Source organism: Flintibacter sp. (genome assembly GCF_046973065.1).
Window position 1 is genome coordinate 64190 of the sequence record NZ_JBKVXZ010000006.1, and the last position, 25333, is coordinate 89522.

Below are 25333 nucleotides of genomic sequence, written 5' to 3' on the forward strand. Positions count from 1 at the left end.
CTTATTCCTCCCTGGCACACTGCTCCATCCCCGGAATACGCCGCAGCACCGGTTCCAGCAGCGCTACGCACACTCCGGTAAACACCATCCCAGGTACTGCTGCACCCAGCAGAGGCAGCACCGGCACTCCCAGTACGCCTGCCAGCACCACCCGGGCACAGCCCGTCCCGACCGGACCGGCCAACACCATAGCCCACTTTTTTCCGGGCAGCAGACTCACTATCAGTCCTGCCGCCACCCGAAACACCATAGCCACCAGCACATTCCACGGGGTATGGGTACCCATCATTAACTGAACAAGGCTGGCGCACACCCCGATACCCAGATAGCGCCAAAAGCCCACGCTGGCCACCAAACACACTGCGTAGGGTGCGGAGAGTTGAAATTCCGCTCCCGGCAGGATGGAAGGCAGCTTGATCATACCCAGCAGGATGAGCAGGGCGGTAAACATTCCATCCAGAGCCAGGGTTCTGGGAGTAATGGATGCAGTTCGTTCCTGATTCATAAGGGGCTTCCTCCTTCTTACGCACGGCTCTCGTAGTAAACCTCACTATTTTATTGGTTTACGATTCTTGTGCATCGTACCATGCTCTCCCGCAATTGTCAACCTAAAAAAATATAGATTTACAATTTAAGCAAAAAGAAGCGCCGCACAGGAACACTCCCGTGCAGCGCGTAATAAAACTTATAGAAACAGCAGCAGGCTCACTGCCATGACCGCCATGCCGGAAATCAGACCGTAGAGGGACAGGTGGTGCTCCCCATACTCCCGGGCCGCCGGCAGCAGCTCGTCAAAGGAGATAAACACCATGATCCCCGCCACCCCGGCAAACAGCACACCGAACACAGTATCGTTCATAATGGGCCGCAATACTAACCAGCCCAGCAGCGCCCCCAGAGGCTCCGCCAGCCCGGACAGGAAGGAGTACCGGAACGCCTTGCTCCGGGAGCCGGTAGCCTGGTAGATGGGCACGGAAACGGCGATTCCCTCCGGGATGTTATGAATGGCGATGGCCACCACGATGGGAATAGCCAGTCCAGGCTCCTGGAGGGCGGAGACAAAGGTAGCCAGGCCCTCGGGGAAGTTGTGAATGGCAATGGCCAGGGCGGTAAACACCCCCATGCGCATCAGCTGCCCGGCCTTGGGATCCCCTTCCATGCTTTTCACCTCATGGGGGTTCTCTTCCTCCGGGATCAGCTTATCGATCACAGCAATCACCAGCATGCCGCCAAAAAAGGCCGCCACGGTGGCCCAGCTCCCCGGTCGGGTACCCAATTCCCGCACCAGAGCCTCCCGGGCCTCTCCCATGATCTCCACCAGGGACACATAGATCATCACACCGGCCGAAAAGCCCAGCGAGACCGAAAGGAACTTACGATTGGTACTGCGGCACAAAAAAGCGATGCCGCTGCCGATGCCGGTGCTCAGTCCAGCCAGCAGAGTGAGAAAAAACGCCAAAAATACTCGATGGTCCAAAGGACACCTCCAATCTTATTTTCTGGTTAGCTTACACTAATTTATGTGATTGTACCATCCCGGGCCGCCCCTGTCAACGGTCCGCTACGTCCCCAATTTACACCAAAAAAGGAACCGGAGCCATAGCTCCGGTTCCTTCTCTCATTTAGTAGCGGTTGAGAGGGATCTCCCCGTCGTCGCTGCCCTTTTCGATGGCGCGGATCACCGCGTCATAGCCGTAGTTCTCGTTGACCTGGATATGCACCCGGTCCCCTACCCGGCGGCCCAGCAGGCAGCGCCCCACCGGGGACTCCTTGCTGATGAGCCCCTTCAGGGCGTCCTGGCGCATGGTGGTAACGATCTGGTAGACCTCCTCCTCGTCATCGTCCTCCATATAGACGGTGACCTTGTCGTACAGTCCCACCTGGTCGCTGCCCGACTGGTCGGAGATGACCACGGCGGTCTTGATCATATTCTCCAGGAATCGGATGCGACTCTCGTTGCGGTTTTTCTCCTGCTTGGCCGCCTTGTACTCAAAGTTCTCGCTGAGATCCCCGAAGGCCCGGGCCTCCTTCACCGCCTCCAGCAGCTGGGGGCGCAGAACGATGCGCCGGTGGTCCAGCTCCTTGCGCATAAGCTCCAGATCTTTTTGCGTCAGTTCATTGTGCATGATGCTCGCCTCTCATAAAAACCGGGCGGCCAGAAGCCGCCCGACGGTTACGTCTCATTCTTGTAATAAATGTGGACGCTTTTACTGCCTGTTAAGTATACCATAGTGGCGTAGCACAAGTCAAACTCCAGCACGTCTCCGGTTTTCAGCCGCCGGGTGGCTCCCTCCACATCCAAAATGGTATGGTCGGAGGAGGCGCCCAGCACCTTGATGCCCGGCTCCCGGGGGATTAGGTCGTCGCTCTCTCCGTAGTCCACTCGGCCCATGGCCAGCAGACAGCGCAGGCGGTGGCCCCGGTCCACGTAGGTACGGGTTCGGCCAAAGGCGTCCACCGACAGCTCGCCCACCGGGTGGGAGGGCTTGACCTTGGATTCAATGACCTGCGCCCGGAGGACCATAATGTCCTTGTGCATAAAGTCCATATTGCAGCCCCAGATGCTGCCCAGGAGGATGCCCTCCCCCACCCGCAGGTGGTTGATGCGGGGCGGCATGGTACCGTCCAGCACCATATGAAGGGAGGAAGACGCGCCGCCGGAGATGACCTCCAGCTTCCGTCCGATGGCTTTCTCCACCTGCTCGGCAGCCGCCACCAGGTCGTGCATTTTTTCCGGAGTGGCCTGGATAGAGCCATAGCACCCCAGGTTGGTGCCCACGCCCAGCAGTTCCAGGTTGGGCAGGTCGTGCTCCACCTCCAGGGCGGCGGCCACCAGCTCGTCCCAGTCCCAGAAGCCCTCCCGCAGGTCACCCAGGTCCACCATAAGGATCACCTTGTGGGTCTTCCCCTTGTTTCGGGCCGCTTCATCCAGCAGCCGCAGGACGGAACATTCACTGTTTAGACTGATATCCGACCAGGTCACCACATCCTCCACCTCACTGGGCATGGGGATGCGGATGAGCATGAGCGGAGTCCGGATTCCGGCCTCCTTCAATCCGCGCAGCTGGTCCATCCGGGAGGAGGCAATACTGGACACTCCCACTTCCTCATAGACCTTTGCCGCTGCAGGCAGCGCGTGGAATCCCTTTACTACGCCGGAAATCTCAATAGAAGAAGCCTGGCAGCGCTCTTGGAGCGCTGCCAGGTTTTCCTTGAGCTTTCCCAGATCGATCTCCACATGGGGATATTGATAACTCGGTTGGCTCATATGTTCGTTCCTTTAAACCGCGTAAATTAGGCCTTCACAGCCTTCTGACGCTTGTAGGGCTTGTTGTCCAGGTCCTTCAGGGTCAGGCCCAGAGCGGCACACAGCCAGTTGATGATGGGCATCAGCCAGTTGAAGATGGCGAAGATACCATACTGCTCCACGCCGATACCCAGAGTGGTAGAGATGTACACACCGCAGGTGTTCCAGGGGATCAGAGCGGAGGTAACGGTGCCGGCACCCTCCAGAGCGGAGGACAGAACAGCAGGATGCAGACCCATCTTGCGGTACTCCTCGGCGTACATACGGCCGGGAACCACGATGGAGATGTACTGCTCGGGCATGGTCATGTTGGAGATGACGCAGGTGACCTCGGTAACAGCAACCAGGGCTGCAGGACCCTTGGCCAGCTTCTTGATCTGGTTGACGACGACCTCCAGCTGGTGGGTACCTTCCATGATGCCGCCGAACATCATAGCAATGATGGTCATGGCCACGGAGTTCATCATACCCATGATGCCGCCCTTTTCCAGCAGCTCAACCAGGGTGTCATAGGTCTCAGAACTCAGGGCAGCTTTCAGAACCTCCTTCAGCTCGTCAGAGAAGGTGAAACCATCCAGGCCGAAGGAGAACAGGGTACCCAGACTGCAACTCTCAGGCTGGAAAATGAGGCCCAGGATACCGCCGGCAAAGATACCCAAGGTGATGCCGGGGATGGCGGGCATCTTCATGGCTACGGCCACGATAACGATAACGGGGGGCAGCAGCAGGATGGGGTTGATGTTGAAGAGACCGCCCTGGGCTGCGTTCAGAGCATTGGCAAATTCAGTCACGCGGCTCATATCGGCCTCGCCGCCGTGATACTGCATAGCGCCCAGCACACCAAAGACCACCAGAGTGATCACATAGGTGATGGCGGTGGGGATCATCATGGCCTTCACGTGAGCGATAACGTCAGTGCCGGCCATAGCGGGGGCCAGGTTCGTGGTGTCAGACAGAGGAGACATCTTGTCGCCGAAATACGCACCAGAGAGGATGGCGCCGGCGGTCATAGCGGGATTCATGCCAAGGCCGAAGCCGATGCCCATGAATGCCACACCCATGGTGCCCATGGTACCCCAGGAGGTACCGGTGGCCAGAGAGGTGATGGAACAGACCAGCACGGTGGCGATGAAGAAGATGGAGGGATGGATAATCTGCAGGCCGTAGTAAATCATGGTGGGTACCACGCCGGCGTTGATCCACACGCCGATGAGGATACCAACGATGATCAGAATACAGATGGACTGAAGAGCCTTATAGATGCCGTCCATCATCATTTTCTCAATAACATCCCACTTATAGCCCAGATACAGGGCCATCAGAGCCGCGACGCACACGCCGCAGAACATAGGTACATGAACGGGGGCACCAAAGATAATGATGCCTACTGCCAGCAGGGCAATCAAAGCAACCAGGGTAATAAGGGCTTCCCATACTTTTGGCATGCGGCCGTCTCTGGATTTATTTGTCTCACTCATAGAATTGCTACCAACCTTTCTTTCATTACTTTGCATGTTCTGCATTTTTTGATTCAGCGTTGGATTGCTTGTGGACGTTTAGCCTGGTACCGCTATGCACCTCCTCCCTCTCAGAGCTTTACAACACAGACCTCCAGGTGCAAGTCTGGGCGCGCCCGCCGGCGCGCCCAGATCTCGCCCCAATGCGTGTGTTAAATGACTACTTTAAACTGGATCTTACACACCCAGCTCGGTCATGGCCTTGTCGATGGCGGCCACAACGATATCAACCTCTTCCTCGCTGGCGATCAGCGGGGGAATGAAGCGCAGGACGTTGCCCGCGGTGCAGTTGATAAGAACCTTTTGCTCGAAGCACTTCTGGACGATCTTGGGACCGATCTCGTTGTCCTTGAGCTCAGCGCCGTTGATCATGCCCATGCCGCGGACCTCGGTGATGGTGCCAGGGTGCTTGCCGGACAGCTCGGTGAGCTTGGCACGGAAGTACTCGCCCACCTTCACCGCGTTGTCCATCACGCCCTCGTGGAGCATGGTGTCCAGGGTCGCCTCCGCCAGGCCGCAGGCCAGGGGGCCGCCTGCGAAGGTGGAGCCGTGGGTGCCGGGAGTCAGGGTCAGAGCGGCCTCGCCGCGGGCGCAGACAGCGCCGATGGGCACGCCGGAGCCCAGAGCCTTAGCCATGGAGCAGGTGTCGGGCTCCACGCCGTAGTTCTGGTGGGCGAACAGCTTGCCGGTACGGCCGGAGCCGACCTGGACCTCGTCGAACATGAGCAGGATACCCTTCTCGTCGCACAGGTCACGCAGGCCCTGGAGGAACTCCTGGGAAGCGGGACGGACGCCGCCCTCGCCCTGAACAGGCTCGGTGAGAATGGCGCACACGTCGTCGCCCATCTGAGCCTTCACGGACTCCAGGTTGTTGAACTCGGCATAGCGGAAGCCCTCAGGCAGAGGGGAGAACCACTTGGGATTGTGAACGATTTCCTGACCGGTAGCGGTGGCGGTAGCCAGCGTGCGGCCATGGAAGGACTTCAGCATGGAGATGACCACATAGCGCTCGGGGTGGCCATGGTCCTTGGCGTACTTACGGGCCAGCTTGATCTGACCTTCGTTAGCCTCAGCGCCGGAGTTGGCAAAGAACACCTTGTCAAAGCAGCTGTTCTCGCAAATCATCTTACAGACCTGGATAGCGGGCTCGTTGTAGTAGTAGTTGGAGCAGTGCATCATATCCTTGGCGCGGTCCAGAGCCTTCACGATGGCTGGGTGATGGTGACCCAGGCCGTTGACGGCGATGCCGCCCACGAAATCCAGATACTTATTGCCGTCCAGATCCCAGACCCAGCAGCCCTCGCCCTTGTCCATCACGATGGGCATTCTGGCGTGGTTGCCGTACAGATACTTATCAGCAGCGGCGATGGCCTCAGCATTGCTCTTGAATCTCTCAATCATGGGAAGAGTCCTCCTTTTTATTGATTTGTTCCGGCTCTCCCGGGAGGTAACTCCCGCGGAGGGGGTCCGGAAAATTCACTTATTCCACTTGATGCCCACGCTGGGCTGATCCTTACCTACGGTAGTGCCGATACCCTCGTTGGCAAAGGCTTCGTAGAGGATGCTGTGGGGCTTGCGGCCGTCGATGATGTGGACGTTGGTCACGCCCTCCTCAATGGCCTGAACACAGCAGTCCACCTTGGGGATCATACCGCCGGCGATGGTGCCCTGATCCTTCAGGCCCTGCACGTCGGCAATGTTCAGATAGCTGATGACGTCGCGGATCTTGATGTCGTTGCACAGACCCTCGATATCGGTCAGGAGCATCAGCTTCTCAGCGCCCAGAGCGCTGGCCAGCTTACCAGCGGCGGTGTCGCCGTTGATATTGAAGCTCTGACCATTCCCGTCGGTACCCACAGGAGCCACCACGGGGATGTAACCGGCGTCCAGCAGAGCCTGCACGGGAGCGGCGTTCACTTCGACGATGTCGCCCACGAAGCCCAGCTCCTCGCTGCGCTGCACGCACTTATAGATGTTGGCGCTGATACCGGACAGGCCCACGGCCTCGCCGCCGATGGCGTTGATCCGGCCAACCAGCTCGCTGTTCACCTGGCCGATGAGCACCGCCTCTACCACGCTGATAATATCAGCGGAGGTGTAGCGCAGGCCGTTGATGAACTGCACGGGGATATCCAGCTTCTCCAGCATCTTGTTGATGCCGGGGCCGCCGCCGTGGCTGAGCACGGGCTTCATCCCCAGGAGCTTGAGCATCACCACGTCCTGGAGGACGGCGGCCTTCAGCTCCTCGTTGATCATGGCGTTGCCGCCATACTTAATCACAATAACCTTACCGGCGTACTTCTTGAGATAGGGCATTGCCTCCATCAGGGTGGCAACCTTGCTGGCTACATCATTCATAGCGCGCCCCTCCTCTTAAGAACGGTAATCGCCGTTGATCTTGACGTAATCGTAGGTCAGGTCGCAGCCGAAGGCGGTGGCCTGGCCGTCGCCGCTGTGGAAGTTCACGATGACGGTGATGTCATGCTCGGTGAGCACCTTCTTGGCCAGTTCCTCGCTGAAGTCGGTGCCGAAGCCGTTCTCCATCACCACCACCTCGCCGGCGGCGCTCTTCAGGATGCAGTCGGCCTTGGTGGGATCCACGTCGGCGCCGGAGTAACCGGCAGCGGCCATGATGCGGCCCCAGTTGGCGTCCTTGCCGAACACGGCGGCCTTAAACAGAGTGGAACCAGCGATGGAACGGGCCACCATCTTGGCGTCCTTCTCGGTGGGCAGACCGCCGGCCTCTACGATGATGAGGTGGGTCGCGCCCTCGCCGTCGGAAGCGATGCGGCGGGCCATATCCATGCAGATGTCATCCAGAGCGGCAGCAAAGGCAGCCTTGTCTTCCTCGGTCTCCACGGCCACGCCGGAAGCGCCGTTGGCCAGCAGGAACAGGGAGTCGTTGGTGCTGGTGTCGCCGTCCACGGTCATCATGTTAAAGCTCTTGTCGGTGCTCTTCTTCAGCATCTCCTGGACCACAGCGGCGTCCACCTTGGCGTCGGTGGTGATGTAAGCCAGCATGGTGGCCATGTTGGGGTGGATCATGCCGGAGCCCTTAGCGCAGGCGCCGATGCGGATGGTGCCGCCGGACAGCTCCAACTCCAGAGCGGTCTCCTTGCGGACCAGGTCGGTGGTCATGATGGCCCAGGCGGCCTCAGAGCCCTTGTCGGCGCTCATGTCGGGAGCGATGCGGCGCACGCCCTCCAGCACCTTCTCAACGGGCAGCTGCTGACCGATCACGCCGGTGGAGCACACGAAGACCTCGTCCTCGCCCAGTCCCAGCAGCTTCTCAGCCTCGGTCTCCACCAGCTTGGCATTCTTGATGCCCTGCTCGCCGGTGGCGGCGTTGGCGTTGCCGCTGTTGATGACAACAGCGCGGGCCTTACCCTTCTTCAGGATCTCACGGTCCAGAATCACGGGAGCGGCGCAGAACTTATTGGTGGTGAACATGGCCGCACAGGAGGCGGGATATTCAGAATAAATCATAGCCACGTCGGGCTTTTCACTCTTGCGGCTCTTCACGCCCACATAGCAGGCGCCGGCCAGGAAGCCCTTGGGGGTGGTCACGCCGCCGCCCTGGATCAGTTTATAAGCCATAGGTATCCTTCCTTTCTTCCGTCACGACAATGATGTTTGATCAATCAGGGGTACATGGGGGGGATCAGCAGGCCGGTGGTCTCAGGCAGATCGAAGATGATGTTCATATTCTGGATTGCCTGACCAGCGGCGCCCTTGCCGATGTTGTCGATGACGGAGCTGACCAGCAGGCGCTTGGTACGGGCGTCATAGGTGGGAGTCATGCAGCACATATTGGTGCCGGCGGTCCACTTGGTCTGAGCGGGCTTGCTGGCGGGGAAGACGCGCACGAAGGGCTCATCCTTGTAGTAGTTCTGATACAGCTCGAAGAGCTCGTCGTTGGTGATATCCTTGTTCAGGGTGGCATAGATGGTGACCTCGATGCCGCGGATCTGGGGAGTCAGGTGAGGCTGGAAGTTGATGAACTGCCAGGTCTCGGGCTTCATCAGATCTCTGCCCTGGATGTAAGCGATGTTCTGCTCGATCTCGGGGGTGTGGCGGTGAGAGCCGCCCAGAGCGTAGGCGCAGAAGTTATTGGTGGCCTCGGTGAGCAGCTTGTTGGGGGCGGGACGACGACCGGCGCCGGTGTAGCCGCTCTTGGCGTCCACGATGATGGTGTTCTCCACCACCATGCCCTCCTTCACCACGGGGTACAGGCCCAGAGTGGTGGCGGTGGGATAGCAGCCGGGGTTGGAGATGAGGCTCTTGCCCTTGGCCAGATCGCGCTGGATCTCAGGGATGCAGTAAACGGCCTCCTTGGTCATCTCATAGTTGGGGTGCTCCAGGTGGTACCACTTCTCCCAGGTCTTGGCGTCACGGAAGCGGATATCAGCGCCGAAGTCGATGAACTTCTTGCCGGCGGCCAGGACCTTCTCGGCAATGCCGCACACGGTGCCGGCGTCCACAGCGGTGAAGACCACGTCGCTGTCCTTGACGATCATGTCCAGAGTCTCGTCGTTGAGGGGGAGGATCTCCTGGTCGTAGAAGCCCATCAGAGCAGCGTGCTCATCCTGGATCTTCCGGCCGGCAGCAAAGCTATCGGCCAGATGGGCGACCTGTGTCTCGGGATGGTGCACCATCAAGCGAAGCAATTCACCACAAGCATAGCTGGCAGCACCGCAAATAGAAAAACGAATCATGACACTTTTCCTCCTTTTTTGTTGTAAAACATCCAACCAGGAATTCCATTTTCGCAATCTTTACTTCCATTTTAAATTATTTTTGAATGGATCGTAACGATTCTGTTGAATTTTCCTACTGTGTATTATATAATTACTAGGCAGAATATACAAGAAATTCTTTTTTCTGTTTCGCATTCCTAAGTGGAATGTCGTAATTTTGTGAAGAAGGAGCCAACATTTTTATGAGTATTCGCAAATATATAGCCTACTTGAAAACCATTGAAACCGGCAGCATCACCCACGCAGCCGCCCAGCTGGGCTATACCCAGTCTGCCATCAGCCGCATGATTGCCGATCTGGAGGACGCCTGGGGAGTCAAACTGCTCACCCGAAACCGCTCCGGCATCGAGATCAGCTCGGAGGGTTTGGTGCTTCTGCCCAAACTCCAGGCCATCTGTAAAGACTATGAGGATCTCAACTACGCTATTTCTGAAATCCACGGCCTCAGCTCCGGTTCCATCCGGGTGGGCGCCTTTTCCTCCATCTCCAGCGGCTGGCTGCCCCAGATGATCAAGTCCTTCCATGAGATCTATCCCCACATTGATTTTCAGCTCATCAACGGAGAATATAATCAGATCGCCTCCTGGTTGCGCCGGGGTCTGGTGGACTGCGGCTTCCTTAATCTGCCCGTCTCCAACGACCTGGAGGCCTCCTTCTTACTGCAGGACACCCTGGTAGCCATCCTGCCGGAAAACCATCCGCTGGCCAACGACCCCTGCTATCCCATCGCTCAGCTGTCCAACGAGGACTTCATCAATTTGAAGGAGGAGCAGGACCACGAGATCACCAAGTTCCTGGATCACCTCCAGCAGAAGCCCAACATCCGCTATGAGGTCAGCAACGATTACGCCATTTTGTCTATGGTGGAGTGCGGTCTGGGCATCAGCGTGGTCCATGAGCTGATGCTCTACCCCAACCGCTACCATATTGTGGCCAAACCCTTTGATATTCCTCAGGTTCGGGACATCGGCATCGCGGTCAAGCGGGACGTTCCTCCCTCCACGATTACCAAGTTATTCGTGGAACATGCTAAACAGTGGGCCAGAAAGATGACCGTGGGTTAACGGGGATTTTGGGGGACTTACCTCGATTTTTCTGGTTGATATGCACAGACGAAGTGAACTTTTCTTCTGTTACCTTGTTAAGCATACCATAAAATCAGACAAAAAGAAATAGTGATTTTCACAAATTTTGGCTGTATATTTATACGCATATTCGTATATTATTCAATCATATCTGTTTCTTTCATTTTTCTTTCCGAACTCGCCTTTCTTTCCCTTTTCTCCCCCGTGTTTTCCCCTTTCTCTCTCGACCCCGAGGATTCTCCCCTCCGAAAAGTGGTTTTTCCGATTCAAACATTTTAACTGGCTCAAAAACATACAGGCCCCGGACGCCGAATTGGGCGTCCGGGGCCTCGTTTATACCGGATATCCACTTTATTTCAATTTATTTTCATTTTTACCGTTTGTTCCAACTGCAAAAAAAGAAGTGGCCCCCACAGGGGCCGCCTCTTTGTACAAAGTGCAAGATCAATAGTTCATCTGCTTGCGGCGGGACAGGTTCATGGTACCGTCCTGCATCTGGTCCAGGCTGTCCAGGCTCTTGCCGGTACCCTCGGCCACGCAGGAGATGGCATCCTCAGCCACATGGGTCTCAATGCCGGTGTGAGACTCGATGAGCTTATCAAAGCCCCACAGCAGAGAGCCGCCGCCGGTCATCACGATGCCGTTGGTGGAGATATCGGCCACCAGCTCGGGGGGAGTACGCTCCAGAACACCGTGAATAGCCTCCAGGATGCGGCTGGAGACCTCCTCGAAGGCCTCGATCATCTCGCTGGAGGAGACGGAGAACACGCGGGGCAGGCCGGTCATCAGGCAGCGGCCCTTGATCTCCATGGTGACCTCCTCAGGACGGGGGAACACACAGCCGATCTTCATCTTCAGCTCCTCGGCAGTACGGTCGCCGATGAGGACGTTGTGCTTGCGGCGGATATACTTCACCACCGCCTCGTCGAACTTGTCGCCAGCGATCTTGATGGAAGCGGACTCAACCACGCCGCCCAGAGAGATGACGGCAATATCAGCGGTACCGCCGCCGATATCAACGACCATATGGCCGTCGGGCTTGGTGATGTCGATACCCGCGCCGATGGCAGCGGCCACAGGCTCCTCAATGAGGTAGGCCCGGCGGGCGCCAGCCTGGATACCGGCGTCGACCACGGCACGCTCCTCAACCTCGGTGATGCCGGAGGGGACGCAGATGAGCAGACGGGGCTTGAAGAGGGAGAAGGTGGTCACCTTCTTGATAAACTCCTTGAGCATCCGCTCGGTCATGTCGTAGTCGGAGATCACGCCCTCACGCAGGGGACGCATGGCAACGATGTTGCCGGGGGTACGGCCCAGCATAGCCTGGGCGTCGGTGCCCACCTTCAGCAGCTTGCCGGTGTTTTTATCCATGGCCACCACGGAGGGCTCGCGCAGAACAACGCCCTTTCCCTTGATGTATACCAAAACAGAGGCGGTGCCCAGGTCGATCCCGATGTCTTTGCTAAACAAATTAAACATAGCCTTCCACCTTATTATGATTCCGTTCCGGCCGGAGCTTCCCGCCGGATAAGTTGTATTCAGACATTTTTCATTATAACGGCTCAAGCAGCGGTTTTCAACTAGTATTTCGCCATATTTCCAGGAATTTGCGCCCGTTTTGTGATTCAATTTTTCCTTGCCTGAGCCAGGGTGGCGCATACCACCGTCTCCGCGCCTGCGCCGGACAGCAGCCGGGCGCACTCGCTCAGGGTAGAGCCGCTGGTCACCACATCGTCTACCAGCAGCAGGTTCATCCCCTCTGGTCTGGCATCCTTGCGCAGGCGGTACGCCCCCAGCACGTTGGCCCGACGGCGGGCGTCGTCCTGAATGCCGGATTGGGGCGGAATATCTCGAACCTTGTCTAACATGCCCAAAACAGGCAGTTCCAATTCCCTGGCAACCCATTTCGCCAGCAGCTGAGCCTGGTCATAGCCTCGTTCCCGCCGGCGCTGGCGGCTCAGCGGCGTCCAGGTGACCGCGTCCATCGGCTTGTCCCAATGGTCCCGGACACACTGAGCCACCAGAATGGCATAGGCGCGGGCGTAGCTGGCCCGGCCGGAAAATTTGAAGCGGTGGATGGAATCCACCACCTTGCCCCGGTAGGCCAGGGGTGAGAGACACCCGGCGGTAAAATCCACCTTGCGCTCGCCCTGCGTCCCCACCAGCCAGGGCAGCACAGGCTGACACCTGGTGCAGGCCGGGACATAGGAGCCCTCCAACAACCCTTGGCAGTAGGGACATTTCGGGGGAAACAACAGGTCCATAGCCCAGTCGCTCCATGTCATGGTTCTTTGTCCTCCGGAATGGGGCCGTGTTCTTTTTCAAAATTGCGGATGCACTGTTGAATCAGATAGAGGATCTGGCCGCTCATGGAGCGGCCCTCATAGGATGAAATGTACACCAGCTTTTGATGCATTTCACGGGTGATCGTAATACCAAGATGTTTATCACGCTTCAAAGGTTTCACCATCCAAGACTGAAATTGGACTTGATTATATTGGATTCACCTTTAAATTATCTTGTTATTAACTTGATTCTAGTATGGAAAATTTGCGCAAAATAAAAAATGTTCTTTCCAGCGATGGAAAGAACCAAAGACCGCCGGGGGACGCCTTCGAGGAACACTTCGCCTGCGGCGGTGTTCCTAGGCGGCTTTCCCCCGGTCCCCCGTTACGAGAGCGGGCCACTTTAGACTTTTGGTCACTTCCGGCGGCCTAAGTTTTGACCGTGCATCCCTCTGCTCTCGGCCCACAGGGGCCTTTTGCAATCAAAATTTGCCGCTTTGTGCGTTCTAACGTGCAACCGCCTACTGCGCCCCTTCCTGTTGGGTGCGGCGGTGGTCGGGCAGACAGCTACCACGGCTTTGCCAGAGTAGGCGGTGTCATTTCAACCCATCCTCTCTCCAAATTTTAGGCATGTAGGCCCCAGTGGGCCGAGGCAAGAAAAACTGCGGAACTTGTTTTAGGTCCGCCGGGAGGTCATAACCAGTCCCCCTGGAGGGCGTCCCCCGTAAAAGGGGGTCTGGGGGGCGACGCCTATGAGCACTGGCGCAAGCCAAGTGCTCATCGAAGGAGACCCCCAGTCACTCTTTGGTGCCTTTCTGGTGACCCAGAAAGGCACCCGCCCCGCAGGGCGGAACCCCTCTCCAAAAAATTCTTCTCTCTGCTCCGCCGCGCCTGACCGCGGCACACTGACTTAACTTAACAATAACATTAACTTTTTACTTTACTATTTACTTAACATAACGGTGGCCCTAACTGTACAGGACCGTACACCTATCCCGCCATTTTCTTTTCCAGAGGCGAAACGAAGTTTCGCACAAAGTTCTTTTGCCTACTTTTCTTTCAAGAAAAGTAGGCGGGCCGTCAGAACGACGGCCCGTCTCTTACTTCTTATTCTTCTTGTAGATGACATTCAAACCCTTGAGCAGCAGATCCTTCTCAATGGTCATCTCCCGCTTGCACAAAGGCACAATAAACTGCGCAATACCGCCGGTGGCCACCACAGTGACCGGCTTGCCCAGCTCGGCCTCCATGCGCTCCACCATGCCATCCAGCATGGCCGCCGCACCGTACATAATACCGCTGCGCATACACTCGATGGTGTTCTTCCCGATGGCACGCTTGGGCCGGTCCAGCTGGATACCCGGCAGCTGTGCCGCCCGGCTGGACAAAGCCTCCGCCGACACCCGCACACCGGGGATGATGGCTCCGCCGATGTAGTTGTTGCCCTGATCCACCACAGTGATGGTGGTAGCGGTACCCATATCAATGAGCATTAAAGGCGCGGTATACTCCTGCAGGGCGGCCACGGCGGCCACGATGAGGTCGCTGCCCACGGAAGCGGGGTTGTCCATCTGAATGTTCAGCCCGGTCTTGATGCCCGGTCCCACCACCATGGGGGTCAGCCCGGTCACCTTGTAGGCGCCGGTGCGCACCGCATTGAACACAGGAGGCACCACCGAGGAGATGATCACATCCTCCACCGTCTCCACCGGTACTTCAAACAGGGAGAGAATATTTTTGATCTCCACGCCGTACTGGTCGGAGGTCTTGATGCGGTCGGTAGCAATCCGGGCCTCAAAGACGATTTTATCGTCCTGAATCCCGCCGATGACAATGTTGCTGTTGCCGATGTCGATGGCCAAGAGCATGTGTCTCACCTCTAGCAAATATAAAGTAAAGAAATCCGTCTTTTAACCGCACCATTATAGCGAATCCGTCCTTTCTTTGCAAGACTGAGATTCGCGGGAATTTTGCATATCTGGACAAGTTTCTTTACAAGCGGCAATTTTTATGCCATAATCTTGCTGTACCGCCCGCCTGGGCGGCAGTTTTTAGAAACGTAAGAGGGTTTTAACATGTTACAGGGAAAAACCGTTCTTCTGGGCGTCACCGGCGGCATTGCCGCCTACAAGGCCGCTGCGCTGGCCTCTGCCCTGGTCAAGCAGCACTGCCAGGTAGAGGTCGTGATGACCGAGCACGCCACCAAGTTTGTCACCCCCCTCACCTTTGAGCAGCTCACCGGCCGCCGCACCATGGTGGACACCTTCGACCGCAACTTCTCCCACCAGGTGGAGCACATCGCCCTGGCCCAGCGCACCGACCTGGTGCTCATCGCCCCGGCCACCGCCAATGTGTGCGCCAAGCTGGCCCACGGTCTGGCTGACGACATGCTCACCACCACCGTTCTGGCCTGCAAGTGCCCCAAGCTCATTGCTCCCGCCATGAACACCAATATGTACGAAAATCCCGTCACTCAGGACAACCTGGACATTCTCCGCCGCTACGGCTGGGAGGTCATTGCCCCCGCCAGCGGCCGTCTGGCCTGCGGCGCGGTGGGTGCAGGCAAGATGCCCGAGCCGGAGGACCTGCTCCAGCACGTGCTGCGCCAGCTGGCCTGCCCCCACGACTTAGAGGGGAAGCATGTTTTGGTCACCGCCGGACCCACCCAGGAGTCCCTTGACCCAGTGCGCTACCTCACCAACCACTCCACAGGCAAGATGGGCTACGCCATTGCCCGCATGGCCATGCTCCGGGGAGCTCAGGTCACCCTGGTCACCGGCCCTACCGCCATCGCTCCGCCTCCCTTCGTGGACGTGGTACCTGTGGTCTCCGCCCAGGACATGTTCGAGGCGGTGGCCGCTCACAGTCCCAACGCGGACATGATCTTCAAGGCCGCCGCCGTGGCTGATTACACCCCCATTGGGTACAGCAACGATAAGGTAAAGAAGAAGGACGGCGACCTGTCCATCCCCCTCAAGCGCACCACTGACATTCTGCAGTATCTGGGCCAGCACCGCCGTCCGAGTCAGGTGATCTGCGGCTTCTCCATGGAAACCCGGGACATGCTGGAGAACAGCCGGGCCAAGCTGGAGAAAAAGAACGTGGATATGATCTGCGCCAACAACCTGAAGGTGGCGGGAGCCGGCTTCGGCACCGATACCAACGTGATCACGCTGATCACCCGGGATGGCATTGAGGAGCTGCCTCTCCTCTCCAAAGAGGAAGCTGCCTCCCGCATTTTAAGCGCCGCCCTACTTTTCTTGTAAGAAAAGTAGGCAAAAGAACTTTGTGCGAAACTTCGTTTCGCTTCTGGGATCCACGGGAGAATGCCAGGACAAGAAGGCTGGTCCCCCTACAAGAACATTGGGCAAGAAAAAGGAGTGCTTTTCCTTGGAAAAGCACTCCTTTTTGTTAAATAAACAGGGCTAAGATGGAGGTAAAGATGCCGCACACGCAGATGGCAATGGAACTCATGGCTCCCTGGAGCTCGCCCATCTCCATGGCCTTGGTGGTACCCAGCGCGTGGCTGCACGCGCCGGTGGCCAGTCCCTGCGCCACCGGGTCGGTGACCCGGAACCATTTGGCAAACAGGGGAGCAAACACTGCCCCTACCACGCCGGCCAGCACCACCGCCGCCGCCGCGATGCCCGCCGCGCCGCCGCGGCTCTCGGCGATGCCCACCGCGATGGCGGTGGTCACGCTCTTGGGCAGCAGAGAGGCAGTGAGCATGTCCTCCATCTCAAACAGGCGGCACAGGGCCAGCACACTGCCCAGGCTGGCCGCACTGCCCGCCAGGCAGCCCACCAGTACCGGAACAAAGTATTCCTTCAAAGTCTGGCGCTGGTAGTAGATATTCAGGGCCAGCACCGCTGTCACCGGCCCCAGCATCATCTTGATGATGTCGCCCCCCTGGTTATAATCCTCCAGAGGGATTCCAAACACCGCCAGCAGAGCGATGATCACCAGAGAAGCAACCAGCAGCGGGTTACACAGCACCCACTTTGTCTTTTTTTGCAGCCATACACCCCCGCACCATGCCGCTGCCGAAAGAGCCAGTCCGAAAAACGGGGAACTCAACATGGCATCCATTATTTCCTCTCCCCCTTTCTGCGGCGCAGCATCAGCAGCTGCACCGTCCATCCGGTGACCAGATAAACTACCGGCGTGGTCAGTCCCACGATCACCAGCAGAGGGAGGGCCTGACTTTTTAGCAGGGTCCCGTGCTCCACGATGCCAACAAACGATGGAATAAAGAAGAAGGCCATATTGGCCACCAGAAAGTTGGAGACTGTCTTGATATGCTTGTCCTTGATCACTCCGGTGAGCAGCAGTGCCATCAGCAGCACCATACTGATCACACTGGACGGAAAAGACACCGGAAGCAGCGCCGCCACGCCCTCTCCCACCAGCGACAGCCCAAAAATAAGGGCCAGTTGTCCCATGATATTCATTTTGATTCTCTCCCAAAGAAAAAACACAAGCGCCCCGGCCTGGGGCCGGGGCGCTCCAACCGTTGATATACTTATAATGCCCGGAATTACTCCCAAATTGCAGTGGCGAAGTAGTCCTCGGGAGTCTCGGCACGGCGGATCAGCCGGGTGGAGCCGTCCTCCTGGAGCAGCACCTCGGCAGAGCGCAGGCGGCCGTTATACTGATAGCCCATGGCGTGGCCGTGGGCACCGGTGTCGTGGATAACCAGCAGGTCGCCAATCTCAATTTCCGGCAGCATGCGGTCCACGGCGAACTTGTCATTGTTCTCGCACAGGGCGCCGGTCACGTCGTACTTGTGGTCGCAGGGGGCGTCCTCCTTGCCCATGACGGTGATGTGGTGGTAGGCACCGTACATGGCAGGCCGCATCAGGTTGGCCGCGCAGGCGTCCACGCCCACATACTCCTTGTAGGTGTGCTTGAAGTGGAGCACCTTGGTGACCAGGTGGCCGTAGGGTGCCAGCATAAAGCGGCCCAGCTCGGTGCACAGGGCCACATCGCCCATGCCCGCGGACACCAGAATCTCCTCATAGGCCTTCCGCACACCCTCACCGATGACCGCGATGTCGTTGGCGGTCTGGTCGGGACGGTAGGGCACGCCCACGCCGCCGGAGAGGTTAATGAAGGTGATGTGAGCGCCGGTCTCCTCCTTCAGCTTCACCGCCAGCTGGAACAGGATACGGGCCAGAGCGGGATAGTAGTCGTTGGACAGGGTGTTGGAGGCCAGGAAGGCATGAATGCCGAACTCCTCAGCGCCCTCCGCCTTCAGGCGCTTAAACGCTTCGGTGATCTGGGCCGGAGTCATGCCGTACTTGGCGTCGCCGGGGTTGTCCATCACCTGGAAGCCCTCCTTGCTCTCGCCCAGCTGGAACACACCGCCGGGATTGAAGCGGCAGGAGATCTTCTTGGGGATGTAGCCGATGGTCTCCTTCAGGAAGTCAATGTGGGTGATGTCGTCCAGGTTAATGGTGGCGCCCAGCTTGGCAGCCAGAGCGAACTCCTCAGCGGGAGTGTCGTTGGAGGAAAACATGATCTGTCCCCCGGTAAAGCCGCAGCGGTCAGACATCATCAGCTCGGTGAGGGAGGAGCAGTCCACGCCGCATCCCTCCTCCTTCAGAATCTTCAGGATCTGGGGATTGGGGGTGGCCTTCACAGCAAAATACTCGGTGTAGCCGGGGTTCCAGGCAAAGGCCTGGCGCAGAGCCCGGGCGTTGGCACGGATACCCTTCTCGTCATAGAGGTGGAAGGGGGTGGGATAGGTCTTCACCATCTCCTGGAGCTGCTCCAGGGTAACAAAAGGCTTCTTCAAGGTCCATCGCTCCTTTTTTCTCTGGCAGAGTTTGACTGCAGGCAAATACAAAATCATTTGTAGTTTATCCATTTTTCTCGCTAAAGTCAACCGCCCCCTTCTTCTTCCCTTCGATTCCTGCAATTTCCCCATGAATCAGGAAATTTCCTCTTGCGCTTTTGTGTGAAATCTGCTATTATACCGGTTTAGAAATAGGAAAAGGAGGGAATGTCATGACCGTTCTTGGTACCGGCCGCGTGTTTCTTTCTTTTCCGTTTTGTGTTTGACAATCGCTGGGCGATTGTCTTTTTTTATGGCCGTTTGGCCTGTGTGTAAACAAGAAGGGAGAATCACTATGCCGCAAAATCAAGCCATTTATGATGCCCGGCAGCTGGGACGAACCAAAATGTTCATCCTGGGCGTGCAGCACATGTTCGCCATGTTCGGCGCCACCGTGCTGGTACCCGCCCTCACCGGGCTGAGCGTGTCCGCCACCCTGCTCTTCGCGGGTCTGGGCACCCTGCTGTTCCACTTCCTCACCAAGCGGAAGGTCCCCGCCTTCCTGGGCTCCTCCTTCGCCTTCATCGGCGGCTATCAGGCCATCGCCCCCATGCTGGAGGACGGCACCGCCAACACCCAAATGCTGCCCTACGCCTGCTTCGGCGTGGCTCTGGCGGGGTTGATGTACGTAATTCTCTCCGCCCTCTTTAAGGTGTTCGGCACCAAGAAGGTCATGCGCTACTTCCCCCCCATCGTCACCGGCCCGGTCATCATCTGCATCGGCCTGACCCTCTCCTCCACCGCCATCACCAACTGCCGGGATAACTGGGCCATTGCCCTCATCGCCATCGCCATTGTGGTGGGCTGCAACATCTGGGGCAAGGGTATGGTAAAGATCATCCCCATCCTGCTTGGTGTGGTGGGCTCCTACGGCGTGGCTGTCATCTGCCAGGTCACCGGCATGCACACCATGGACCCCGCCAAGCTCCAGGCTCTGGCCGACGCCCCCTGGATCGGCCTGCCCTTCCAGTTTCAGGACACCCTCTTTGGTCTGTTCAGCCGTCCCGACCTGGACACCGGCCTGCTGCTCACCGCCGCAGTGACCATCATGCCTCTGTCCCTGGCCACCATGGTAGAGCACATCGGCGACATGTGCGCCATCTCCTCCACCTGTGAGCGCAACTATCTCCAGGACCCCGGCTTCCACCGCACCCTGCTGGGCGACGGTCTGGCCACCACTCTGGCCTCCATCTTCGGCGCCCCCGCCAACACCACCTACGGTGAGAACACCGGCGTGCTGGCTCTGAGCAAGGTCTATGATCCCCGGGTCATCCGCATCGCCGCCGGTCTGGCCATTCTGTTCTCCTTCTCCCCCAAGTTTGCGGCCCTGGTGTCCGCCATGCCCACCGCTACCATGGGCGGCGTGTCCATGGTGCTCTACGGCATGATCTCCGCCGTAGGCGTGCGCAACGTGGTGGAAAACCAGGTGGACTTCACCAACAGCCGCAACGTCATCATTGCCGCCCTCATCATGGTGCTGGCCATCGGCATCAACTACTCCGGCGCGGTGAGCTTCCAGGTGGGCGAGGCCACTATCAGCCTGTCCGGTCTGGCTGTGGCCGCCATCACCGGCATCGTGCTCAATGCCATTCTCCCCGGCAAGGACTACGAGTTCGGCCACGACGAGAATGGCGACACCGCCGTCAACTTCAAGGTCTGATCCCCCGTCTCAGCATCAGGGCCCCGGTGGTTTTTCCACCGGGGCCCTTTCTGAAATCTCCCCTTACAAAACTTAAAAAAAACATTAAATCCAACATCAGGTTCTTGCGTGGGGGGAGGAAATACGCTAAAATGGGCTCAGTAAACGGGAGACCGTATTTCAAGGAGGTACTACCATGGATTTTATCAATGATCTCCAGGAGAGAGCAACCGACCTGGCTCAGAGTGTTGTGGCCACGTCCAAGCGTCTGGCGGAGATTGCCAAGCTGAAGGCCTCCAACATGGCCGAGGAAGATACCATCAGGAAGGCCTATGTGGAACTGGGCAAGCTGTATTACGCTGAGCACGGCACCACTCCCGACGGTGCTTATGCTGCCGCCTGTGAGAAGATCACTGCCGCCCGTGCTGCCATTGAGACCAACAACGACCGCATCGCTGAACTCAAGGCTACCGCCGAGGCGGAGGGCGAGATCATCGACGTGACCCCCGAGGCCGCTGAGGAGCCTGAAAACGAGGTCACCGAGGCTGACATCGTCCCCGAGGAGCCCGCTGCCGACGAGGAACAGCCCAAGGAATAATCCGTAACCGCGTAAGGCGGGGCCGTGTGCCCCGCCTTTTTCTTATATTTCCTCTTGTTCTCCACGCCCCTTCTGCGTATAATACGTAGTACAATTAAGAACTATATAGAAAGGGATCTCCATGGATATCTTAGTCACCGTAAACCGCGCCTACCTCTATCCCCTGTCTGTGATGCTCAAAAGCCTGGTCTGCCAGCACCCCGGCACGCCCATGCGGGTCTTTGTCCTCCACCGCTCTCTCACAACGGAAGACCTCACCGCTCTGGAGCGCTCTGTGGACGAGTCCGCCCTCACCCTGGTTCCCGTGGCCGCCGATCCCCACCTGCTGCCCCAGGCTCCCACCACCGACCGCTACCCCATGGAGATGTACGACCGCATTTTTGCCGCCTTTCAGCTCCCCCAGGAGCTGGAGCGGGTACTCTATCTGGACCCGGACCTGGTGGTGAATCACCCCCTGGACAGCTTGTGGGAACTGCCTTTGGAGGAATACTTCTTTGCGGCGGCCAGCCACGTGGCCAAGGGGATGGAGAAATTTAACGCCATCCGGCTCCAGTCGGAGACTCCCGGCCCCTACATCAATTCCGGGGTGCTGCTGATGAACCTTCCGGTGCTGCGCCGGGAGCAGCAGATCCAGCCCGTGCTGGACTACGTCCAGGCCCACCGCAAGACCCTGCTTCTCCCCGACCAGGACGTGATCAGCGCCCTGTACGGCGACCGCATCCTGCGTCTGAATCCCTGGCGGTACAACATGACGGAGCGGCTGCTCACCGCCGCTCTGCTCACTCCCGGCCACCCGGTGGACCTGGACTGGGTGTTGGAGAACAGCGCTATTGTCCACTACTGCGGCCGAAATAAACCCTGGAAAGCCAACTATCTGGGTAAGCTGGACTGTGTGTGGCAGCAATATGCCGACCTGGTCCGGTTCCAGCCGCCAAAAGAAGCGGAATAATAAATACGGGCCGCAGGTTTGACCTGCGGCCCAGTTTTTTACTCCTCTTCCGGTTGTTCCTGTAAACGAAGCTTTTGAGGTGCAAACAGATAGAGCAGATAGATCCACGCATTTAAACATTCCACCAGCCCCAAGCCAGCTGAAAATCCATCATTAACCATGATCCAGCGTGACTCAGGGGAGATCACCTCCACCGCTATATCCAGCACAAACCACACCACTACAAACACTATCCCGCAGATTCGTTTGAAGTTGGGAATCTGTCTCAGTATCTCCAAGCGTTTTCGGCTGCTCCAGCCGAATGCCCCCAACCCTGGAAGCACTCCGCCAATTAGCAGACAGAGGTATTTTCCCCACCGGGGCAAGGAAACGAACCATAGTAGGAAGGTTGTTGCACAGACAATGAGAAAACACAGCACCTCCAGAATCTTTCGCGCCCTGAGTAACATAGATTTGCACCTCACTTTTATGCAATCAACCTTATTTCATAATCAGTTGGCGTGAATAAGAATCTACCAAGGTTCCATTTTGATAGAGATCATAATGACTAACCAACCACTCTGTTTCAATATGGCGTTTTGTCTTATCTAACCGGTCCACTCTATATTTATATTTCATCTCATTTTTAATCTTGTAAGTACCTGCCCGAGCAAAAGGTTCTTGTGCATAGATATTTTCTACAAAATCCTTAGCTATATCAGTAGCCAGTTCTTTTCCTTTAAATTCTGGAACCTGAGAACTAAAAGCATCAACAAGGGCACTGGACATCTTTTCCTTAATTTTATCTTTTACTTTCGCTTCTGTCTCGGAAACTGTTAGTTCAACTTCTTTACCCCAGGGCTTAGTTTCATACGTGTAGTAGTACCGGTTTGGATCACGCATTGGCCCAGAATCATCCGGCACACCTGCCGCAAATCCGCTGGACACTAGTCCCAGCGCCATTGCCATGACCAGCATAAAAGATACAAATCGCTTTTTCATGTTTACTGTACTCCTTTCTCATATACAATGCAAATAAATTATCTTTTTCTAAATGAATCTTAAGCCTTCTTCTCCGGGGACAAGATTGTCTTCGTCTCCGACTTGCTTCCCGACCAGGCCGTCACCACTACTTTGGCCCGGTAGGTCTTGCCTGCCGTCACCGCCTTTGTTTCTGACACGGAGGCCCGCACTCCACCCGTCTCATCTGTCCATGTGCCGACTATTTTCCAGGTGCTACCTACTTTTTCTTGAAGAGTTACCTCCACTTTACATCGATCTACACCATCTTGCCCAATTACAGATGCCTTAATTGTTGCTATACCTTTATCTATAGCAAAGCGTACTTTTGCATCAGTAATATACATTGAGCAAGGTGTTACAATGGTTGAATTTACATTTTCTACCGCTGATACATTTGGTATCATACCAGCACACAGGCAAATGGACACACATAGGGCCGGGAGAAGCGCTTTTTTCTGGAACATGGGAATCATATCCTTTATCCTTTCTTTTTGTGTTTGTTCTTTATAACCAATAAGCGTCTCGATTTTGGACACTGCTTTTTAAAACTTTTCAGAAAATTTTCAGACCATATAGGAAAGCGGCTGGAAGCCTTGTATTCCAAGGCTTCCAGCCGCTTCATGCTTACCTGTCTATCTGAATCCCTTCCGCAACCTTTTCCAACTCCTCCATCGGAATGGTACCGGACAGGGTATACACAAACTGACCTTCTGTCCACTGGACAGTATGATCCAGGCCCTTTTCAATCCCTATGGTCTCCTCACCGTGAACTTGGAAATGGGTAATTTCAGCATCTTCTGTATCTAAGTAAAGCTTCATATCCGTATTGTCATCCACCAAAACCTGATCTAGCTCTACAAACTCTCCAGATTTATTTTTCCAGCATATATAAAATCCAAGTGTATCCAGCTCTCTGTCTGTCTCCACCATCCCCTCCGGCAGATAGGTAAACTCCAGCTCTCCGGGTTGCTCGTCAGTTTTCACATCGGAGGTATAGCGGAACTCTGTAAAGTCAGAGAACACCTGCACCACCACCTGTAATACCTGCCGTCGGAAGGCGGCATCCACTGTCATGCGTACCGAGAAGGACAGGGCCACAAAGGCCAGCACAAAAATGGCTGCCCGCCTGGCATAGGTCAGTGCCGCCCGCACGGCCGGGGAGCGCCGCTGGCGGCGCAGCAGCTTGTTCATGTTCCGCTGGAATTTGTGGGAAAAGGTATGCTCCGGAATGTCCTCAGGCAGGCTTTCCTCCAGCCAACGCTCGCCCGCGGCGGCGCTGTACTGCTCCAGCAGCCGGTCCAGTTTCTCGTTCATACCTCCACCCCCTCTTCCTTCAGCGCTTCCCGCAGCTTCTCCTTGGCCCGCTGGAGCGTCCTGGCCACATTGCCTTGGGACATGGACAGCATCTTTCCGATCTCCCGGTCGGAAAAGCCCTGCCAGTGCTTCAAAAGCAGCAGCTCCCTGTACCGTGGGGACAGGCGTGCCATGGCCCGGCTGAAGGCCTCTTCCTCCTCCGGCGCCGGGTCCTCCCGCTGGGCAGTGGGCGTCCACTCCTCCAAAGGCAGAGCCTCCCTCCGTCGGCGGCGCTCCAAACGGTTCAGCGCCACCCGTTCAACAATAATAACCACGAAGCCCCTGGTTTTTGGACAGTCCGGTTCCCCAACCTGGTCGATGTGCTCCGCAATGCGCACAAAGGCGTCGTGGACCGCGTCCTCCGCCTCCTGAGCGTCGTTCAGAATGCGGTGTGCCACATAAAACATGAGATTTTTATACCGGAGGTACACTTGCTCAAATTTATTTTGGTCCTCCGCATCTTCGATCATAGAGAGATAGATCAGCACGGCGTACTCCTTTAAGAAAAAAGCCCCGGAGAAGGGGAACCTTCTCCGGGGTGAATACGTACATGTAGGGCGGAATCAGCGCTTGCGGCTGAAAATGCGCTCCAGGATATCCCAGTCGTCATCGCTGACGGCGGCCTTCTCGGGCTCAACCACAGGGGCGGCAGAAGCCTCGCCCTGAGGCGCGGCCTGCTGGCTCTCCTTCACCCGGTCTCCCGCCTGGGAGAAGGGTTTTTGGGACATATCAGCAGCAGGAGCGGCGGCAGCCTCCTCCTTCTCGTCAAAGCCGGTGGCAATGACGGTGACCCGCAGCTCATCCTCCAGGGTGTCGTCAAAGGCGGCACCGAAGATGATGTTGGCCTCGGGGTGGGCGGCCTCCTGCACCAGGTTGGCGGCGGTCTCCACCTCTTCCAGGCCGATGTCCATGGAACCGGTGACGTTGATCAGCACGCCCTTGGCGCCGTTGATGGAGGTCTCCAGCAGGGGGCTGGAAATGGCCATCTTGGCGGCCTCCTCGGCC

General features: G+C 57.1%; 26 protein-coding genes and 1 pseudogene. 5 read left to right on the top strand and 22 right to left on the bottom strand.

Annotation, left to right across the window (positions count from 1 at the left end; genetic code table 11):
• Position 1: 1 nt before the first annotated feature.
• The 9 genes from ACLTXB_RS04200 to argC form a co-directional block, all read right to left on the bottom strand.
• A complete protein-coding gene (locus ACLTXB_RS04200; protein ID WP_428226148.1) occupies positions 2–505 on the bottom strand; it encodes a hypothetical protein in 504 nt (167 codons plus the stop codon).
• Positions 506–685: 180 nt separating this feature from the next.
• The gene (zupT, locus tag ACLTXB_RS04205) at positions 686–1477 is read right to left on the bottom strand and encodes a zinc transporter ZupT (protein ID WP_110442121.1); all 792 of its coding nucleotides are present in this window, start codon (positions 1475–1477) and stop codon (positions 686–688) included.
• Between the two features lie 145 nt (positions 1478–1622).
• Positions 1623–2126, bottom strand: coding sequence for a GreA/GreB family elongation factor (locus tag ACLTXB_RS04210; protein WP_008981654.1), 504 nt, complete (start codon positions 2124–2126; stop codon positions 1623–1625).
• Positions 2127–2173: 47 nt separating this feature from the next.
• Positions 2174–3268 carry an alanine racemase gene (locus tag ACLTXB_RS04215; protein WP_110442120.1) on the bottom strand — a complete coding sequence of 365 codons (1095 nt, stop codon included), beginning with the start codon at positions 3266–3268 and terminating at the stop codon, positions 2174–2176.
• A 26-nt stretch (positions 3269–3294) separates the two neighbouring features.
• Positions 3295–4785, bottom strand: a complete 1491-nt coding sequence (nhaC, locus tag ACLTXB_RS04220) for a Na+/H+ antiporter NhaC (RefSeq protein ID WP_428226149.1) — start codon at positions 4783–4785, stop codon at positions 3295–3297.
• Positions 4786–5001: 216 nt separating this feature from the next.
• The gene (locus ACLTXB_RS04225) at positions 5002–6225 is read right to left on the bottom strand and encodes an aspartate aminotransferase family protein (RefSeq protein ID WP_110442119.1); all 1224 of its coding nucleotides are present in this window, start codon (positions 6223–6225) and stop codon (positions 5002–5004) included.
• A 75-nt stretch (positions 6226–6300) separates the two neighbouring features.
• On the bottom strand, positions 6301–7182 hold the full coding sequence (gene argB, locus ACLTXB_RS04230; protein ID WP_040649748.1) for an acetylglutamate kinase: 882 nt from the start codon (positions 7180–7182) through the stop codon (positions 6301–6303).
• 15 nt (positions 7183–7197) lie between these two features.
• Entirely contained in the window at positions 7198–8421 is a 1224-nt protein-coding gene (gene argJ, locus ACLTXB_RS04235) for a bifunctional glutamate N-acetyltransferase/amino-acid acetyltransferase ArgJ (RefSeq protein WP_040649747.1), read from the bottom strand.
• Positions 8422–8465: 44 nt separating this feature from the next.
• Positions 8466–9539: an N-acetyl-gamma-glutamyl-phosphate reductase gene (gene argC / locus ACLTXB_RS04240; protein WP_008981650.1), complete on the bottom strand. Its 1074-nt coding sequence runs from the start codon at positions 9537–9539 to the stop codon at positions 8466–8468.
• Positions 9540–9763: 224 nt separating this feature from the next.
• On the opposite strand from argC, the gene ACLTXB_RS04245 reads away from it, so the two are divergent.
• On the top strand, positions 9764–10645 hold the full coding sequence (locus ACLTXB_RS04245; protein ID WP_008981649.1) for a LysR family transcriptional regulator: 882 nt from the start codon (positions 9764–9766) through the stop codon (positions 10643–10645).
• A 465-nt stretch (positions 10646–11110) separates the two neighbouring features.
• On the opposite strand, the gene ACLTXB_RS04250 is transcribed toward ACLTXB_RS04245, so the two are convergent.
• From ACLTXB_RS04250 to ACLTXB_RS04265, 4 genes are all read right to left on the bottom strand, one after another.
• The gene (locus tag ACLTXB_RS04250; RefSeq protein WP_008981648.1) at positions 11111–12145 is read right to left on the bottom strand and encodes a rod shape-determining protein; all 1035 of its coding nucleotides are present in this window, start codon (positions 12143–12145) and stop codon (positions 11111–11113) included.
• 146 nt (positions 12146–12291) lie between these two features.
• Positions 12292–12951: a ComF family protein gene (locus tag ACLTXB_RS04255; RefSeq protein ID WP_428226150.1), complete on the bottom strand. Its 660-nt coding sequence runs from the start codon at positions 12949–12951 to the stop codon at positions 12292–12294.
• Positions 12948–13133 (bottom strand): hypothetical protein, encoded by a 186-nt coding sequence (locus ACLTXB_RS04260; RefSeq protein ID WP_374737092.1) that lies wholly within the window; start codon positions 13131–13133, stop codon positions 12948–12950. Before ACLTXB_RS04260 ends, ACLTXB_RS04255 begins: the two co-directional genes overlap by 4 nt.
• 918 nt (positions 13134–14051) lie before the next feature.
• Positions 14052–14819: a type III pantothenate kinase gene (locus ACLTXB_RS04265; RefSeq protein WP_008981645.1), complete on the bottom strand. Its 768-nt coding sequence runs from the start codon at positions 14817–14819 to the stop codon at positions 14052–14054.
• A 207-nt stretch (positions 14820–15026) separates the two neighbouring features.
• Here ACLTXB_RS04265 and coaBC point away from each other — a divergent pair, with 207 nt between their 5' ends.
• A complete protein-coding gene (coaBC, locus tag ACLTXB_RS04270) occupies positions 15027–16217 on the top strand; it encodes a bifunctional phosphopantothenoylcysteine decarboxylase/phosphopantothenate--cysteine ligase CoaBC (protein ID WP_428226151.1) in 1191 nt (396 codons plus the stop codon).
• Between the two features lie 145 nt (positions 16218–16362).
• Here the strand turns inward: coaBC and ACLTXB_RS04275 are convergent, their stop codons facing one another.
• The 3 genes from ACLTXB_RS04275 to ACLTXB_RS04285 form a co-directional block, all read right to left on the bottom strand.
• Positions 16363–17091: an LrgB family protein gene (locus tag ACLTXB_RS04275; RefSeq protein ID WP_368076983.1), complete on the bottom strand. Its 729-nt coding sequence runs from the start codon at positions 17089–17091 to the stop codon at positions 16363–16365.
• On the bottom strand, positions 17040–17402 hold the full coding sequence (locus tag ACLTXB_RS04280) for a CidA/LrgA family protein (protein ID WP_151076236.1): 363 nt from the start codon (positions 17400–17402) through the stop codon (positions 17040–17042). Before ACLTXB_RS04280 ends, ACLTXB_RS04275 begins: the two co-directional genes overlap by 52 nt.
• An 86-nt stretch (positions 17403–17488) precedes the next feature.
• The gene (locus ACLTXB_RS04285; protein ID WP_428226152.1) at positions 17489–18748 is read right to left on the bottom strand and encodes a diaminopimelate decarboxylase; all 1260 of its coding nucleotides are present in this window, start codon (positions 18746–18748) and stop codon (positions 17489–17491) included.
• Positions 18749–19082: 334 nt separating this feature from the next.
• On the opposite strand from ACLTXB_RS04285, the gene ACLTXB_RS04290 reads away from it, so the two are divergent.
• The 3 genes from ACLTXB_RS04290 to ACLTXB_RS04300 all read left to right on the top strand — a co-directional run bounded on the left by ACLTXB_RS04290 (position 19083) and on the right by ACLTXB_RS04300 (position 21973).
• Complete coding sequence (locus ACLTXB_RS04290) at positions 19083–20447, top strand: uracil-xanthine permease family protein (RefSeq protein ID WP_428226153.1); 1365 nt, start codon at positions 19083–19085, stop codon at positions 20445–20447.
• Between the two features lie 175 nt (positions 20448–20622).
• The gene (locus ACLTXB_RS04295) at positions 20623–21024 is read left to right on the top strand and encodes a serine proteinase (RefSeq protein WP_428226154.1); all 402 of its coding nucleotides are present in this window, start codon (positions 20623–20625) and stop codon (positions 21022–21024) included.
• Positions 21025–21145: 121 nt separating this feature from the next.
• The gene (locus ACLTXB_RS04300; protein ID WP_428226155.1) at positions 21146–21973 is read left to right on the top strand and encodes a glycosyltransferase family 8 protein; all 828 of its coding nucleotides are present in this window, start codon (positions 21146–21148) and stop codon (positions 21971–21973) included.
• Between the two features lie 38 nt (positions 21974–22011).
• Here the strand turns inward: ACLTXB_RS04300 and ACLTXB_RS04305 are convergent, their stop codons facing one another.
• The 6 genes and pseudogenes from ACLTXB_RS04305 to ACLTXB_RS04330 all read right to left on the bottom strand — a co-directional run.
• A complete protein-coding gene (locus ACLTXB_RS04305) occupies positions 22012–22251 on the bottom strand; it encodes a hypothetical protein (RefSeq protein WP_428226156.1) in 240 nt (79 codons plus the stop codon).
• A 202-nt stretch (positions 22252–22453) separates the two neighbouring features.
• Positions 22454–22954, bottom strand: a complete 501-nt coding sequence (locus ACLTXB_RS04310) for a hypothetical protein (RefSeq protein ID WP_428226157.1) — start codon at positions 22952–22954, stop codon at positions 22454–22456.
• Between the two features lie 59 nt (positions 22955–23013).
• Positions 23014–23511, bottom strand: a complete 498-nt coding sequence (locus ACLTXB_RS04315; RefSeq protein ID WP_428226158.1) for a hypothetical protein — start codon at positions 23509–23511, stop codon at positions 23014–23016.
• 88 nt (positions 23512–23599) lie between these two features.
• Entirely contained in the window at positions 23600–24289 is a 690-nt protein-coding gene (locus tag ACLTXB_RS04320) for a DUF4367 domain-containing protein (protein ID WP_428226159.1), read from the bottom strand.
• On the bottom strand, positions 24286–24816 hold the full coding sequence (locus ACLTXB_RS04325; RefSeq protein ID WP_428226160.1) for an RNA polymerase sigma factor: 531 nt from the start codon (positions 24814–24816) through the stop codon (positions 24286–24288). The genes ACLTXB_RS04320 and ACLTXB_RS04325 overlap by 4 nt, the downstream gene beginning before the upstream one ends.
• 75 nt (positions 24817–24891) lie before the next feature.
• A pseudogene (locus ACLTXB_RS04330) lies at positions 24892–25333 on the bottom strand (cell division protein FtsZ); the annotation flags it as partial.